Source organism: Variovorax sp. Sphag1AA (assembly GCF_014192575.1).
GTDB lineage: Bacteria > Pseudomonadota > Gammaproteobacteria > Burkholderiales > Burkholderiaceae_C > Variovorax.
The window spans coordinates 541,059-556,610 of record NZ_JACHYC010000003.1; the positions used below are offsets into that span (position 1 = coordinate 541,059).

The following is a 15,552-nucleotide window of genomic DNA, read 5'->3' on the forward strand; positions in this document are numbered from 1 at the left end:
CGGATCAGAGCGTGGTCTTGAAAGTGAAGAAGACGGCGCCGCGGTCCTTCAGCAGCGCGGTGCTGCCATTCGCCACGGTGACGGCGCCGGTGGGTCCCGTGACGTAGTCGCCGAAGTAGCCGACATACTTCAGCTCGAAGCGGTACTTGCTGTAGAGGTCGAGCGCAAACCCGGCGGACCAGCTGCCCGCGCCCTCGTTGCCGCCGAAGGTGACGGCCGAGTTGCCCGACAGGCCGCGCGAATAACTCATCGGCATCGAGAGGTCGCCACCCGGGAACACCTGGTACCAGGTCGGCGAGAAGTTGAACGCAAGGCCGAAGTAGTCGCGGCTGACCTTGTCGATGGCGGTGTAGTTGTCGCGACCCTTGAAGTAGGCAGCACCCTGTGTCACCGAATTCCAGCGGTTCCATGTCAGTTCCGCGGCCCAGGTCGCGCTGTTGAATAGCGGCGTCGAGCCTAGCGAACCCAGCGCGTTGAGCACGCCGTGCGAGGTGTTGCCGCGCGCACCGAGCAGATCGCCCGGCTTCGGCAGCGCCGCGACCGAAGTGACACTGACCGCATCGCTCACTAGCGGCATGTTGCGGCGGTAGTTGAGGTCGAAGCCGAAGCTGATGCCGGCGATCTGCTTCGCGAGGCTCACGCCATACAGGTCCACGTCGCCGCCATAGGCCAGGAAATACTGACGCACCCCGGTGGTCTTGACGATCACCTGCGGCAGGCGGTCGGAGAAGTTGCGCACGTACAAGCCCGCCGTGCCGTCGAGCCACTGCGGGCTCCAGCGCGAGGCCAGGCCCCAGTCGCCGCTGTCCTTCGGCCGGATGTCCGGGCCGCGCAGCGCACGCACGCCCGGCGCGAGGAAGAGCGACTCGCCGCCGAACTGCAGCGCATCGTTGAAGCCGAGGTAGGTGCCGCCTTCCGGCGCGCGCGTCGCCTGCCAGTCAAGAAAGTACTGTGCCGCGAACGACAGCTCCGGCGTGGCCTGCAGCGTGCCCGAGAGCTGGTTCAGAGGGCGATACAGCTCCTTGGCCTCGATGCCCGGGCTCGCGAAAGCCTTGGCCTGGTCGAGCGGCGCCTGCGCATAGGTCACGCCGTGGATCGCGCCGCCGCCGAGCAGCGCCTCGCCCCAGTTCACCGTGTGTTGGCCTGCGCGAACGCTGGTCGGCGCATCGCCCAGGTTGAAGTTGCCGAACACGAACGCGTCGAGGATTTCACCCGACGGCCCCCTGTAGTAGCGCTTCGCGTAGTCGCTGATGCCGAAGGCCGGCCGGCCGTTGTCCAGGTGATTGGACGTCGCAAGGCTCGTGTTGTCGAAGCCGCCCGCATAGGCATCGTCGTACCAGCCCGCTGCGCTCACGCGCGCCCCGATCTGCTTGCGATAGACCACGTCGAACTCCGACAGCAGATCGACGCGGTTGTTGACGATGCTGTTGTTGCCAAAGTTGCGGTCGCCGTCGTCCGCGCCGATGTTGCGCAGGATCGCCGGGTCTTGCGACTGCACGCGGCGGCCCAGGTTGTAGCGGACGGTGTTGTCCCACCGCATTTCGACGTCGTCGTTGCCGGTGTTGATCTCGAACGCCGCCGCGCCGGCGCAAAGCCCCGCGCAAAGCGCCGCTACCGCGCTGGCCAGTGCGTGCTGCCGCAGCCGCTGCCGTTTGTCTTCCATGCCTGCCATTCCTTGTCTTCTCCTCGTTTCGTTGGTGGGGTGTTGAGCTACTGGGGCGATACGGTAGGTCGGTGGGTGGGTGCGAATCGCCACCCGAGGCGGGGGGCCGGGTTGACCCCTGAGTGCAAACCCTCGGGGCTCTCCCCGAATCGGGTGGCGACGCATGGGTGGGTGCGCCGATCTACTCCGAGCCCATGACCACCCACTACGACTTCATCGTCATCGGCGCTGGCTCCGCCGGATGCGCACTTGCCGCACGATTGGCCGACGGCGGAAACCACAGCGTGGCCCTGCTCGAAGCCGGCCCGCACGATCGCAGCCCCATGGTCACCACGCCGGTGGCACTCGCTGTGACGGCGGTGCAGCGCGGCGCGCGCAACTACGCCTTCAGGACTGAACGGCAGTCATCGCTCAACCAGCGTCGCGGCTTCCAGCCGCGCGGGCGTGGGCTCGGCGGAAGCTCGTCGATCAACGGCATGGTCTACATCCGCGGCACGCCGAGCGACTACGACGGCTGGGCTGCGCTCGGCTGCAGCGGCTGGGCATGGAACGACGTGCTCCCCTACTTCAAGCGCTCGGAATGCAATGAGCGCGTGGCCGGACGCGACGACGATCCGCTGCATGGCGGACGCGGACCGCTGAACGTGGCGGACTTGCGCTCGCCGAACCCTTTCTCGCAGCTCTTCGTCGAAGCCGCGGAGGCGGCAGGCTTTGCACGCAACGACGACTTCAACGGCCCGGCCCAGGAAGGCGTCGGGCTCTACCAGGTGACCCAGCGCAACGGCGAGCGATGGAACGCGGCGCGTGCGTACCTGCACGGCCGCGGACGAACGAACCTCAACGTGCTGCCCGGCTGCCAGGTGCAGCGCATCGTCTTCGAAGGAAAGCGCGCGGTCGGCGTCGCGGTGGTGCGCGGCGGGCACGAAGCCCTGCTGCACGCACGCCGAGAAGTCATCGTGAGCGCGGGCGCCTTCGGCTCCCCGCAGTTGCTGATGCTCTCCGGCATCGGGCCTGCCCCGCATCTCCAGTCGCTCGGCATCGCGCCGATCCACGACAGCCCCGAAGTCGGATTGAACCTGCAGGAGCATGTGGACGTGCTGCTCGCGGAGCGGCTCACGACGACCGACCTCTTCGGCGTCTCGTGGCGCGGCGGCGTGCGCATGGCACTCGAACTCGGGCGCTATCACAGCCGTCGCAGCGGCATGTGGTCGAGCAATCTCGCGGAGGCCGGTGCGTTCCTCAAGAGTCGACCCGAGTTGGCCGAGCCCGATCTGCAGCTTCACTTCATTCCCGCGCTGGTGGACCGCAAGGACCGCTTCGGCCACGGCTATTCATGCCATGTCTGCGTCTTGCGACCGCGAAGCCGCGGTACCTTGCGCCTGGCATCGTCCGATCCGCGACGCGCACCGCAGATTCACCTCAACATGCTTTCGGACCCGCATGACATGGACGCGCTCGTGGCCGGCACGAAGATCGTGCGGCGCATCCTTGCGCAGCCACCACTGGCTCGCTTCGGCGCACGACCGCTGCATCACGCGCATCTGCAATGCGACGGGAGCGACGATGAAGCGATCCGCGAGTTGATTCGCGCGCGCGCCGATACCGCATACCACCCCGTCGGCACCTGCCGCATGGGCTCGGATGCCGGTTCGGTGGTGGACCCGCAGTTGCGGGTGCGTGGCGTCGAAGGCCTGCGCGTGGTCGATGCGTCGATCATGCCGACGCTGATCGGCGGCAATACGAATGCGCCGACGATCATGATCGGGGAGAAGGCGGCAGATTTGATCCTCGGGCAATGATCTGCATCAAGGTCCGGCATCCACCCGCACGCAAAATGACTCGCTTCCGTCACCGCTGGACAAGCTGGAGTTATGAATGCGACTACTACGCCGGATTGCCGCTACGAATCGACTGACGGAGCTCGTCGGGTTGGAAGAGACCCGAAGAGCCGAAGACTACGAACGCAAGGGCTGGGTCACGATTCGCCGAACCAGGATGATCGGTGGCGGCCCCGACGACTTCCAGACCGTGTACGCCCAGATCACCGACGCAGGGCGCGATGCGCTTCGCGGCGGCTCTGATTGACCTTGTTGACGGGCTGACCGGACGGGCGCAGCATTTACCGCTGGACGGACATTCGGGGAACGCTCCATGGCCCATCGTCACTGGGAAGCCTTGATCTCTGGCGTTGCCCTGGCAGCGGGCACGGCCGCCTTCGCTCAACAAGACATCGACGCCGCAATGGCGCGCTATGAACGCACCATCGCCGCATGCAACAGCGGCAATCTGCCCCGTCCGGAGCGCGATGCGTGTGTGCGTGATGCCGGGCAGGCATTGGACCGCGTACGAAGGGGGCAGTCGTCTGCCACCGACATCACCACGCCCGATGGTCGCGCGACGGTCATCCTCCCACAAGCCGCACCACTACCCCGCAGTGGCTCCGACATGATCACGTCGCCCGACGGGGACTCGACGATCGTCCTCCCCGCCGACGGGTCGAGGCCGCTGTCACAGTGATCGTCTGCGGTACAGCTTCGCGTGTTCGAGCGTGTATTCCTGCAGCGGCCCCAGACGGACTTCAGTCGGGGTTAGTTGCTCGCGGGGCTTGATGTAGACCTGCACGCCAAGCGTCGTCCTTTGCGCATCCCCTAGCGTCTCGACCTCCAGCGTCACCCGCCGGTAGCCGTCCGGCTCTGTGATTCGCTCCAGAGCGTCCATGGCCGCAAGCGCAGGTTCATCGACCTCGAAGACCTGACCAACGACCTGCTCGCCCTCTCCTGCCGCATCCACCAGCCAAGGGGTAAAGCGCTCACCGACCAGGTAAAGCGGATATCGCTCCACTGTCATGAAGGTCCCTCCGACGCGCACGCCCTTGTTGGTCGTGAAGTTCGGGAAACCTTCCTTCAGTGTTCCGAAGACGAATACGAGGTTTGGCATGGAAAGTCACGAAAGGAGGCTGCGGCGATTGTCCTCCTCTCACTTGCAAGGCGAAGGTCCAACGACCCGTCGCTATACTTCAAAGCGTCACGTCAACAAAAGATGTGACCGGGATTGGCGTCCCGCTGAAGTTCTGCGACGAAAGCCGCAGCCACTACCGCAGTAGTCCTGCGGCTTCGTCGTTCGTGCCACCATTTTTGGCGGCTCGGGCGGGGAGCCTCACGGCTCGCCGGTTCTCGCAGGAGCTTCCCGGTACGCCAACCCGTTCGAGCTGCCGCCCCCGATTGGCGTCGGGTGCGGCGGTTGTTGCAAACCGAAGTTCCTGGAGGCCACCCATGGTCCACCCTACTTGCGCGCCCGCGCGCCCCCCCAGAATCGCCCCCCGACAGCGCAATCGCGTCTCACACCGAGCTCGACCCAGCCGCGTCGTGGCAACAGGCCAAGGACGAAATCGAGGGGATGCGCAATGCACAGCGCTGCCTTCAATGCATCACCGATCTGCTGCATGACGCGCAAACGGTGCCGAGCGATCAGAGACGTTTCGACAGCGCCGACGTGAGTGCCCTGATCTCACTCGTCGTTGCTGAATTCCAGCGTCACTCGAAAGGCGCGTGGGGCCACGCGATGACGCTCATGCCCCACTGGCTCGCACACGCCTGAACGGCCTCAGGGTTCGACGACGTGGAACATGGCGTCGAACTCTTCGAGCATCCCCAGGAGGCGCGCGACGCTGCCCGCATCGCCTTCGACGTTGATCGCGCCCTGCTCCACGAGCCGCTCGAACGCAGGGCCGAGGCCGGCGCGGTCCATCTGCAATTCCGTCAGCGCCGCGCGGCCGAGCGAAACGCGCGCGGTTGCCTTGCCCCGGCACGCGCCGGGCAGATAGGTCATCGTCGCGTTCTCCAGCGTCATCGCCCAGCGCTCGTCGGTCTCCGGGTTGAACCACTCGACCTGCATGTGCAGACCTTCGGCCTGCGCCGCATCGAGGCGCACCGCGAAGGAATCGAGCAGCAACTCGAGCGGCAGCACCGAGACGATGTCGCGGCTCACATGGCTGCGGCGGATGTTGGGCACACCCTTGCGAAGCTCCTGCGCGCCGAGCAGGTACGCGTTGCGCCATGTCGAGGATTCGGCCGCGAATCCGAGTTGTTCCAGCGCGTCGGCGCAGAGAGCGCGCGCGTCGGCGTTGTCCGGCTGCGCGAAGACGAGATGGTTCGTGACCTCGGCCACCCAGCGATGCTCGCCGCGCGCGAAATCGGCGCGAGCCCGCTCCAGCAGTGCTTCGGCGCCGCCCATGTAGTCGACGTAGCGCGGGCCGGACTTCTCGGGCGGCAGCGCGTGCAGGTGCGCGGGGTTGCCGTCGTACCAGCCGAGGTAGTGCTGCACGATGGCCTTCACGTTGTGCGAGATGGTTCCGTAGAAGCCCTTGTTCGACCACGTGTCCGCGAGTGACGGCGGCACTTTCATCGCCTCGGCCACTTCGATGCCGGTGAGGCCGCGGTTCATCAGCCGCACGGTCTGGTCGTGCAGGTGCTTGTAGAGGTCGCGCTGCTGGCGCAGATAGGTACGGATCTTCTCGTTGCCCCAGGTCGGCCAGTTGTGCTGCGCGAAGACCACGTCTGCGGTCGGTGCGTAGCGGTCGAGCGCCTCATCGAGGTAGCGTGACCACAGTCGCGCATCGCGCACCTGCGCGCCACGCAGCGGGCAGAGGTTGTGCAGCGTCTGCACGCCGATCTCGGCCGTGTTGAGCGCACGCAGCGTCGGGAAGTGCATGAACATCTCCGACGGCGCTTCGCTCTCCAGCGCGAGGTGGAAGATGATCTCCACGCCGTCGATGACGTGCGTTTCGACTTCCATCTCGATGGTCCGTGTCGGCGGGATGAGCGTCATGGTGCCCATCGGCGCGCCCTTGCCGATGCCGCAATCGACCTGCCCGCACACGCTGCGCGGCAGCGTCGCACCGGACTGGAACATGCCGCGCCGCATCATCGCGTTGCCCGCGATGACGTTCTCCGAGACGGTGTGCCACATGAACCCATGCGGCGCGATGATCGGCACGCGCCGCGCGATGGCATCGGTCTCGTCGAGCACGCCACGCGCGCCGCCGAAGTGGTCGGCATGACTGTGGGTGTAGATCAGGCCCGTGACCGGGCGGTCGCCGCGATGCGCGCGGTAGAGCTTCAATGCGGCTTCGGCGGTCTCCGAAACGGTGAGCGGGTCGATCACGATCACGCCGGTGTCGCCTTCGATGAAGCTCACATTCGCGATGTCGAAGCCGCGCACCTGGTAGATGTGGTCGGTGACCTTGAACAGGCCGTGCGCCATGTTCAGCCGCGCCTGCCGCCACAGGTTGGGATGCACCGTGGGCGCAGGCTGCGGGTCGTCGAGGAAGGCGTAGTCACGCAGCGTCCACACGACCCGGCCCTTTGGGTCTCGGATCTCCGCGTCGGGAATGCTGCCGATAAAGCCGCGCGAGGCGTTGTCGAAATCGCTGTTGTCTTCAGCGGCGAGAAACTTGTCGATGGCGTTCATGGAACTCACTGGCTGCAGGCGATATGCGACGCGGGTTGAGGATGAAAAAGCTCTTCCACGAGATGAGCGCGGCGCGCACGCGTGGTGGCCTGGTTGACGTAGCCCTTGTCGGCGATCTCGTTCGCGTCGATGGAGGGCGGTTCAGCCATCAGCATGAGGCGCTCGACACGCAGGCTGCTCGTGGCGGTAACGGCCCGCAGGCGCTGGCGAATGGCGTCCACCACCGTGGGGTGCTGCACCAGCGTGGCTGCGTCGAGTCCGGCGAGTTCAGGCGCGAGGCGCTGGCATTCGGCGACGTTGGGCCACGCCAGCGCGGCAACGAAGTCACGGTCGTGGCCGCAGATCACCGCATCGCTGATGAGCGGCGCGCACTGGTCCACCAGCGACAGCCGGAGCGCGCCCGTGCGGACCCAGGTGCCGTTGACGAGCTTGAAGTCCTCGACCACGCGGCCCACGAAGCGCAGGCCCTTGGCCGGATCGTTCTGGTCGACCAGCGTTACCGCGTCGCCGATGCGGAAGTAGCCCTCTTCGTCGAGTGCGGCTTCGGTGAGGTCGGGCCGCTTCACATAGCCGCCGAAGTCGAAGCCGGCACGCAACCGGATCTCGTAGCGCCCGTCGACGCCTTCGAGCGGCACCAGCTTGGCCTGCGCGCCCGGGCGCGGCACGCCGATGTTGCCGAGGTCGTCCTCGTCGCCGGTGAAGAAGCAGCCGGAGCCGCAGGTCTCGGTCGAAGCCAGTCCGGTATGGAAGGGAACATGCCGGCCCACGGCGGCCGTGGCTGCGCGCTGCACGCGCTGCCACACTTCGCGCGGCAGGCTCGCGCCGCCGTATCCGAAGCTGACGACCCGCGCGCACAGGCTCTGCGCGAGCGCCGGGTCACGCTCCAGCTCGGACGCCAGCATGGCCCATGCCGAGGGCACGCTGTTGAACACGCTCGGCGAGACCTCGCGCAGGTTGCGCACCGTGCGCTCGAACATGCCCGGCACAGGCCGGCCGTCGTCGATGTGGTGCGACGCGCCAGTGAGCATCGAACGGTTGAAGTTGACCATCAACCCGAATGCGTGGTGCCACGGCAGCCAGTCGAGGAAGACCGGATCCTGCTCGGTGAGGTGGCTGAAGATGTTGTCGAGATAGCGGACCATGAAGGCCAGCGCGCCGAAATTGGTCGCGACGCCCTTGGGCACACCCGTTGAGCCGGAGGTGAACAGCACGCGCGCGACATCCTGCGGACGGATCGCAGCGTGGGCCGCTTCGACCGCGGCGCGGCGCTCGGGCGTGAGTTCGGTGGCGATCAGGCTTTGCCAACTCACCTGCCCGGTGCCTGCGCCCTGTCCAGCGATCACCTGCACGCCGGGCGGCGACATGGCCAGCAGTGCATCGAGTGCGGGGCCGAAGGGCTGCATGGCCTGCACGAAGACGGCCGCCGGCGGCACCAGTTCGGCCACGCCCTTCAGGCGCGCGAAGTCGCGGCTGAGCAGCGAATAGGCCGGCGAGACCGGCGCCGTGGGAATGCCGACGTATTCCGCCGCCATGAAAAGCACTGCCTGCTCGATGGAATTGCCGGACAGCATCATCAGCGGCTGCTGCTGGCCCAGCCCCATCTCCAGCAAGGCGGCGGCCACGGACTGGGCCTGGCGCCAGAACTCGCGCCAGGTGATGCGCCGCCAGCCGCCGGCGGGATCGCGCTCGCAGATCGCCGGCGTGTCGCCGCGGCGTTCGGCCCAGTACGGGAGGAATTCCGCGAAGCTGCGGTGGTCCGCCGGCGCGAGGGCGTCTTTCGGGGTCAGGATCAGGGTGCCGTCGGCGCGCGTCTCGACGTGGATCTCGGAAGCTGGGGTCATGTCGTCTTGTCTCCGGGTCGCTGTTCGTTGCCCGTGACAGTACCGCCGGCACCCACCGTGGCAACCACCCGAGCCGGGGGGCGGGGTTTCCACCCGCTCCCGAGTTGGCAGAATGACGAACCGCATGGAGACGCGACACCACGATTCATCCCATGACGCCGCGGGCGCGCGGCTGGCCCCGCCCCGCGGTGCGCCGCGCTTCATCGCGCGCGAGCCGCTGATGTCGCGGCTGGCCGAGGCGCGGCGCCGGCGCTGCATCGTGATCTCGGGCCCCGCCGGTTCGGGCAAGACCTCGCTGCTCGCCGCATGGCGGCAGGTGCTGGTGCCGCTGGGTTTCGACATTGCGTGGCTGACGGTGACGCCGGAGGACAACGACGTCTCGCGCTTTCTCGACGCGCTGGTGGCCGGCTTCGCGCAGGTCGACGGGGGCATCGTGCGCGAGGCGGCGCTGCTCGGCGGCGACCGCAACGACAACGACGCGATCGAGCGGCTCATCGTCTCGCTGGTGCGTGGCATTGCGGCGCATCCGCGCGAGCTGGTGCTGGTGCTGGACGACCTGCACCACCTCACGCATCCCGACATCCTCGCGGCGCTCGACTGGCTGCTGGACTACGCACCGCCCAATCTGCATCTCGCGCTCTCGTCGCGCGGCACGGTGCGGCTCGCGCTCGAACGGTTGCGCGCGCAGGGGCACACGCTGGACATCGGCCTGCGCGAGCTGCGCTTTTCACTGCAGGAGACCGAGGACTTTCTGAAGACGCAGGTCGGCGAGCTGGACCCGCGCACGACCCGCATGATCCACGAGCTGACCGATGGGTGGATCGCGGGCCTGCAACTGCTGTGCGTCGAATGGAAGAAAAAATACCCCGCGGGTGCGCCCCCGGCAGGCGATGCGTTCAACCACGTACCGATCCGCGATGCGCAAGGCTTCGCGCGGTACTTCGAGGCGGAAGTGCTGTCGCAGCTTTCTCCGGAGGCACTGGAGACGCTCACCTGCCTCGCGCCCTGTCGCCGGTTCAACGCCGCGCTCTGTGCAGCGATAAGCGGACACCTCGCACCAGCCGCGATGGCACTGCTGGTGCGGCTCGAAGCGGACGATCTTTTCGTCGTCGCGATGGATGGCGGCGAGCCGGACACCTGGTATCGGCTGCATCCCCTGTTGCGCGAAACCCTCTTGCGTCGCTTTGCGCTGCTCGCTCCCGCACGCCAACGCGACGTGCATGCGCGCGCAGGGGCGTGGTTCCGCGATCGGGGGCTGATCGACGATGCGGTGCGCCATGCCGTGCAGGCGGGCGAAGAAGACCGCGCGGCCGACCTGGTGGAGCAGCGCGCGGTATCGCTCTTCTCGCGCGGCGAACGGCGGCATCTGATTTCTCTGCTGCGCCAATTGCCGGACGAACAGATCAACAAGCGCTTCGGCCTGCGCCTGTGGATGGCGCGCTCGCAGCTCTATCAGCGCGAACTCGATGCATGCGAGCAAACCGTCGATGGCATGGAGCGCGACGTGGGCGGCGGCGATGCGGGACAGCGCTTCAACATCGCCATGCTGCGCGCCGCGCTGGCGGTGCAGCGCGACGACACCGACAGCGCGCTCGTGCTGCTGCCAGACATCCTGCAGGCACCGCCTGACGCCGATGCGCTGGCGCTCGGCGGGCGCGACAACCTGCTCACCTGGCTCTACATGCATCGGGGCGAGTACGAGAAGGCGCGACAGGTGCAGACCAGCGCTGCGCGTCAGATGGTCGACGGCGTTCCCCTGACGAGCACGGTTGGCGGGACACTGCATGGCCGCTGCCTCGTCGGGCTGAGCCATGCACTCGAAGGCCACATGACGCTGGCCGAGCGCACCTATCGCGCGGTCATCGCCGAAGCCGAGCAAGGCGGCAAGGCCTGCGCGGAGACCTACTACTTCGCGATCGCGCTGCTGGGCGATGTGCTCTACGAGCTCAACGACACGCATGCGGCGCGCATGCTGCTCGAGGACAAGCTCGAAGTGCTGGAGCGCATGTCCATTCCCGATGCGGTGCTGCGCGCACTGAGACTGCTGTGGTCGGCGCACTGGCTGGCGGGCAACCGCCTTGAAGCCTTCGCCTACATGGATCGGCTGGAGGACTACGCGCTGCGCTACGGGCTCGACCGGCTGCTGGCCTACAGCCTCGCCGACCAGGTGCAGTTCCGGCTCATCGGCGGTGAGCTGATGGCCGCGGAGGCCCAGCTGGAGCGGCTCGAAGCGCTCGATGCGCGGCATCCAGGCGCAACGCACAGTGCGCTTGGCGAGATCAGCGATGTGACCGAGCGCGCGCGTATCCAGGTCGCGACGATCCATGGCGATCTGGACGGTGCGGCTGCGCGCACCGCTGCACTGGTCGAACGTTGCGAGGCGCGCGGGCGGCAGCGCTTCGCGGCGAGCCTGCTGCTCAAGAGCGCAGTGCTCGACGCGCGCCGCGGAAAGACCGCCACGGCACGCGAGAAGGCGATCGAGGCGTTGCGACGCGGGCATCGGCTCGGACTGATGCGCACGCTGCTCGATGCCGACCTGCATTCAAGAAAGCTGATCGCAGAAGTGGCGCAGAACGAGAAGCTGGACCCGGTGCTGGCCTTCTATGTCGAACGGCTCCAGTCGAGCCAGGTCGCGCCGCTTGCCACCGAACCGGGCGAGGGGCGCGCGTCCGCGATGGTCGGCATCGAGGCACTGCGCGAGCGCGAGATCGAAGTGTTGCGACTGCTCGCGCAGGCCATGCCCAACAAGAAGATCGCACGGGCACTGGGCCTCTCACCGGAGACGGTGAAGTGGCACCTGAGCCGCATCTACGGCAAGCTGCAGGTGGCCGGCCGTGACGAAGCGGTGTGCCGCGCGCGGGATCTCGGCCTGGGCGGCTAGTCGTCAGGCTACCGGCGTCGGCGCGATGTCGCCCATCCAGAAATTGATCTCGCGCAGCTTCGCGTTCTCGAAGTAGCCCTGCTGCCATTCGTCGGTCGGCTCCAGTCCGGCCCATTTCGACGATTGCTGTTTCTGCGCCTGCGTCCCGTTCTGGCCCACCTTCAGGTTGTAGCGGTACTTGTAGTGGCCGAAGACACCCATGATGTGGACCGCGTACTCGGCCGCCAACCCCGGTGCGTTCTCGATGATCATCATGTTGTCGTCGTTCTTGCCGCTGGCCTTGGGGCCGAGATTGTGCGATCCGGTCATCACCACCGGATGCGGTCCGAAGGGATCGATCACGACCACCTTGCTGTGCACCATGACCATGTTCCCGCGCGCCTCGTCGCCGAACCAGTGGTTCAGGATGCCCTTGATCTGTTCGGGTATCACCACCTCCGGAGAGGCATCGAGAGGTGTTCCCCGATCGTGAAGCGTGAGGATGGGCGCCTTCGAGCCACCCGGGTCCTGGTTGACGACGCCATGCACATAAAGGTGCTGCTGGTTGAGCGCCAGGATGTCGTTCAGCAGCGTGCCCGCCGGACCGGGGTTGAACATGAGGAACAACACGCCCTGCCGCGCGCCCTGGATCAGCCTTCGCGCATCGGTCAAGTCCACCAACCCGTTCACCGGTGCGTTCCACGCGGTCATGTGAACGCTGCCGAACTGGCTGCGACCCGGTGTCGAGCCGGCCGCCGACAACTCCGCGGGATAGCCGCTGCCGGCCGCCTTGATCTGGTTCCATCGATTCAGATAGGCCTGCGCAATGCCCGGGTCCTGGATCTCCACGCCGTTGTTGACCTGCGTGCACAAGCCGGTGACGGTCCAGTTCGTGCTGCCGGTCCACAGCTTCGCGGGCTTGCCGTCGGCGCCGCAGAACACCACGAACTTGTTGTGCGCGAAATGCGGGCTGCCGACGAGCCGATCAAGAACGGTGACGGTGTTCGATGCCTTGAGCGCCTCGCGCACTTCGGCGTTCTCGTCCTTCTCGCCGGCCTTGTACGCACCGGACCCGAGGATCAAGTTGCATCGCTTGCCGAAGGCCTTCAACAAGTCGATGAGCTGCGGATCGTTCAACTCGTAGAGCGCGGCATAGAGTGTCATGCCTGCCTGGTTGGCCTTGGTGAACAGATCGACCATCGCGGTGATGAGGCAGCCGCCGAGTTCCGTCCGCAGCGGGTTGCCGATCGACTTGATGCTCTCGCCCAGCACCGCCGTGGAACTGCCCGTGCCCGTGGCCAGCGCGCGAGCGACCCACTGCGAAGCGATCATGCCGCGGTTGAAGTAGGCATTGAACCCGGGTGAGTGTCCGGTCCCCAGCGTGACCCATTCCGTCCAGTTGCTGACCGTGTCGGAAGGCTTCAGGTTGCCGGGCTTTCCGATCATGGGTACGACCTGATAGCGGATCTTGCTGCCCTTGGCGAAGTAGTCGCTCCAGACGTAGCGCTGAATGGGCCAGACCGTGCTGAGCTGGTGCGTCCCCGACTTGGCATTCGGATCACTTGCGAACCCGACCCATGTCTCCACGCAGGTTTCCGTCAGCGCACCGTTGGCGTCCTGTTCTTCGCGATGAAGCGCGAAGCCGAGACAGTCCGCGATGGTTCCATCGCAACGCCAGGCAATCGTGATCTCGTCGCAGTTCGCATAGGCTTTGGCTTGGATGTTCACGATCCGTCCTCCTGTTGTGATGCTGCTGGGTACGCACTCTGCGTCCGCGCTCCAACAGGGTCAATCGGTCAGACGGCCGATGCTGACCGATGACTGACTCGCCTGGTCCTAGTTGCGAAACACGCGATCGAAGAACGCTGGAACCTCTTCGCCGATCTGCTTCAGGAAAGCCTGGCGATCGAAGCCAGGAGGATCAGACCTGATGTCTCCGTCCGGCGTTTCGATCGGCATGTTGGGCGTATCCATGAATGCGAAGTGCCAGGCATTGGGGACGCGGCGAAGCTGTGCACCGGGAACGTCGCGCGCAACGCGCTCCGCGTGAAAGCGAGGAACCAGGAAGCGGTCCAGCTCGGGCTCGTAGACCAGTGTCGGAATCGCAATCGCGGATAACGAGTCCGCCGTGAACACGACGCCTACCGGCGAAAGTGCCACGACGGCGCGAACCCTCGCATCACTGATCGCGGGGATCGGTTGAGCAGTGCTCGCAGCAGCCCTCGGCTGCCCAGTTTTCCCCATGCCACAGAAGATGGGGTCCTCCGCGCGATGCGCATCGCAATGCGCGCGTATCAGTCCGAGGTCAGGTCTGCCGCCGGCCAGCGCCAACACCGTGTAGCCACCCGCCGAATGACCCACTGCGCCTACGATGGGCCCCTTCTCGTCCTTGGCGATTCGGTCCTTCCAATCGGGGTCCTGCAGCACGGCATCGATCACACGCGAAGCCTGTTGCGGACGTTCGGTAAAGAAGCGCGTGGGGCTCTTCGACAGCAACGAACTGTCTTGCCAGTTGTCGCCCGGATGGCGCAGCGCGGCGACGAGGTAGCCGTCGCGCGCCAATGCCTCCGCCAGGCTGTTCTGCCCGAGTTCGGTGCCGCCGTGCCGCAAGGCAGTTGATGGACACAAGCACTCCGAGCACGAGCATCGTGCGCCGAAGACGGATAAGCATTGGAGATCTCCATGGGTTGCCGATCCGTCTATCTTGGTCATCGACCGGAGACGTTCCATGGATTTGCGACGAATTGCGCCATGCAGGCGCCGGACGTCGTCCGCTGGCGCCAACTGCAGCCCGTCTCGCCCGCGAAGCTCAGCCCCCTTCGCAGACCACGCGCGCCTCGTGCACGAGATGGTCGCGCACAAGGCCCAGTGCTTCGTCGTCTTCGCTCGCCTCGCGCAGCGCGTTGACGAGGTCCGCATGGTCGAGCACGAGCAGCATGCGGATCGCATAGCACTCGGCCTGGGTGAATTCACCATCCGCGGTCAACGCCTCGAGCTTCCGGATCGCCTCGCGGGGTGCGAGCAGGTTGATCTCGATCAGCTCGAGCACGTGGCTGATCTGTCGGGCATTCAGGACTTGTGATTGGGACGACATCGCGGATTCCTCTCTGAGATGCCCTCAGTCTCGGCCGCGACGCTTAAGCCGGGCTGAACACTTTCAGTAACGTTCAGGGATGTCCGCCCACCAGTAGTCGCGCCATCAACGCGATCGCCGCTTCAGCATCCGGCACGAGATGCGTGGATCGTGTGAGCATGAGGTTGAGTCGCTGGCCGAGCCCTTCGACGGTCGTGCCGTTCTCTCTTTCGCGCAACGATCCTGCGGCGTCCCGCTCGCAGGGGAGCGCAGCGGCGACGCGCTCCGCGTAAGTGCCCGGCGGGACGCCGTACACCACGACCGGCTTGCCGAGCGCCACCGCAAAACCGACCTCGAATACCGTGCCTGAATCCGGCTCCAGGCCGCGAAAGGATTGAAGGTTGGCGATGCATCCATCCGCGGCCTTGATCAGCGCGACGTTGCCGTCGTAGATGGCTTGCGCGAGGTGCTCTTCACCGTCCGCCGCGTTGTGCTGGATCGGCGCATCGATCGGCGCGACACCGATCAGCCCTGCGCGCTCGCAGCGGCGTTTCAGGTCGTTGAAGATGTCGTCGCGATGGGGGAAAAAGACATCGGGGCCGGCGAGGTAGATGCGCGGCCGGGAGGCGGGATTCTCTGGCGTCAT

Annotated in this window: 13 protein-coding genes; 5 read left to right on the forward strand and 8 right to left on the reverse strand. The window is 66.2% G+C overall.

Annotation, left to right across the window (positions count from 1 at the left end; translation table 11 throughout):
• Positions 1-4 precede the first annotated feature (4 nt).
• A complete protein-coding gene (locus FHW64_RS14395; protein WP_184527233.1) occupies positions 5-1,663 on the reverse strand; it encodes a DUF1302 domain-containing protein in 1,659 nt (552 codons plus the stop codon).
• A gap of 194 nt (positions 1,664-1,857) precedes the next feature.
• On the opposite strand from FHW64_RS14395, the gene FHW64_RS14400 reads away from it, so the two are divergent.
• From FHW64_RS14400 to FHW64_RS14410, 3 genes are all read left to right on the forward strand, one after another.
• The gene (locus tag FHW64_RS14400; protein WP_184527235.1) at positions 1,858-3,462 is read left to right on the forward strand and encodes a GMC family oxidoreductase; all 1,605 of its coding nucleotides are present in this window, start codon (positions 1,858-1,860) and stop codon (positions 3,460-3,462) included.
• Between the two features lie 76 nt (positions 3,463-3,538).
• Positions 3,539-3,748 carry a hypothetical protein gene (locus FHW64_RS14405; protein ID WP_184527237.1) on the forward strand — a complete coding sequence of 70 codons (210 nt, stop codon included), beginning with the start codon at positions 3,539-3,541 and terminating at the stop codon, positions 3,746-3,748.
• Between the two features lie 66 nt (positions 3,749-3,814).
• Positions 3,815-4,180 carry a hypothetical protein gene (locus FHW64_RS14410; protein ID WP_184527239.1) on the forward strand — a complete coding sequence of 122 codons (366 nt, stop codon included), beginning with the start codon at positions 3,815-3,817 and terminating at the stop codon, positions 4,178-4,180.
• Here FHW64_RS14410 and FHW64_RS14415 read toward each other — a convergent pair.
• Entirely contained in the window at positions 4,172-4,600 is a 429-nt protein-coding gene (locus tag FHW64_RS14415) for a gamma-glutamylcyclotransferase (protein WP_184527241.1), read from the reverse strand. The genes FHW64_RS14410 and FHW64_RS14415 overlap by 9 nt on opposite strands.
• A gap of 459 nt (positions 4,601-5,059) precedes the next feature.
• Here FHW64_RS14415 and FHW64_RS14420 point away from each other — a divergent pair, with 459 nt between their 5' ends.
• On the forward strand, positions 5,060-5,260 hold the full coding sequence (locus tag FHW64_RS14420; RefSeq protein WP_184527243.1) for a hypothetical protein: 201 nt from the start codon (positions 5,060-5,062) through the stop codon (positions 5,258-5,260).
• A gap of 6 nt (positions 5,261-5,266) precedes the next feature.
• Here the strand turns inward: FHW64_RS14420 and FHW64_RS14425 are convergent, their stop codons facing one another.
• Complete coding sequence (locus FHW64_RS14425; RefSeq protein WP_184527245.1) at positions 5,267-7,132, reverse strand: alkyl/aryl-sulfatase; 1,866 nt, start codon at positions 7,130-7,132, stop codon at positions 5,267-5,269.
• Positions 7,133-7,137: 5 nt separating this feature from the next.
• Positions 7,138-8,973, reverse strand: a complete 1,836-nt coding sequence (locus FHW64_RS14430) for a feruloyl-CoA synthase (RefSeq protein ID WP_184527247.1) — start codon at positions 8,971-8,973, stop codon at positions 7,138-7,140.
• 124 nt (positions 8,974-9,097) lie between these two features.
• On the opposite strand from FHW64_RS14430, the gene FHW64_RS14435 reads away from it, so the two are divergent.
• Positions 9,098-11,854, forward strand: a complete 2,757-nt coding sequence (locus tag FHW64_RS14435) for a LuxR C-terminal-related transcriptional regulator (protein WP_184527928.1) — start codon at positions 9,098-9,100, stop codon at positions 11,852-11,854.
• Positions 11,855-11,857: 3 nt separating this feature from the next.
• Here the strand turns inward: FHW64_RS14435 and FHW64_RS14440 are convergent, their stop codons facing one another.
• The 4 genes from FHW64_RS14440 to FHW64_RS14455 all read right to left on the reverse strand — a co-directional run bounded on the left by FHW64_RS14440 (position 11,858) and on the right by FHW64_RS14455 (position 15,552).
• Entirely contained in the window at positions 11,858-13,561 is a 1,704-nt protein-coding gene (locus FHW64_RS14440) for a phospholipase D-like domain-containing protein (RefSeq protein WP_184527249.1), read from the reverse strand.
• A 108-nt stretch (positions 13,562-13,669) separates the two neighbouring features.
• Entirely contained in the window at positions 13,670-14,461 is a 792-nt protein-coding gene (locus tag FHW64_RS14445) for a dienelactone hydrolase (protein ID WP_184527251.1), read from the reverse strand.
• Positions 14,462-14,642: 181 nt separating this feature from the next.
• Positions 14,643-14,927 (reverse strand): hypothetical protein, encoded by a 285-nt coding sequence (locus tag FHW64_RS14450; RefSeq protein ID WP_184527253.1) that lies wholly within the window; start codon positions 14,925-14,927, stop codon positions 14,643-14,645.
• 73 nt (positions 14,928-15,000) lie between these two features.
• Entirely contained in the window at positions 15,001-15,552 is a 552-nt protein-coding gene (locus tag FHW64_RS14455; protein ID WP_184527255.1) for a nucleoside 2-deoxyribosyltransferase, read from the reverse strand.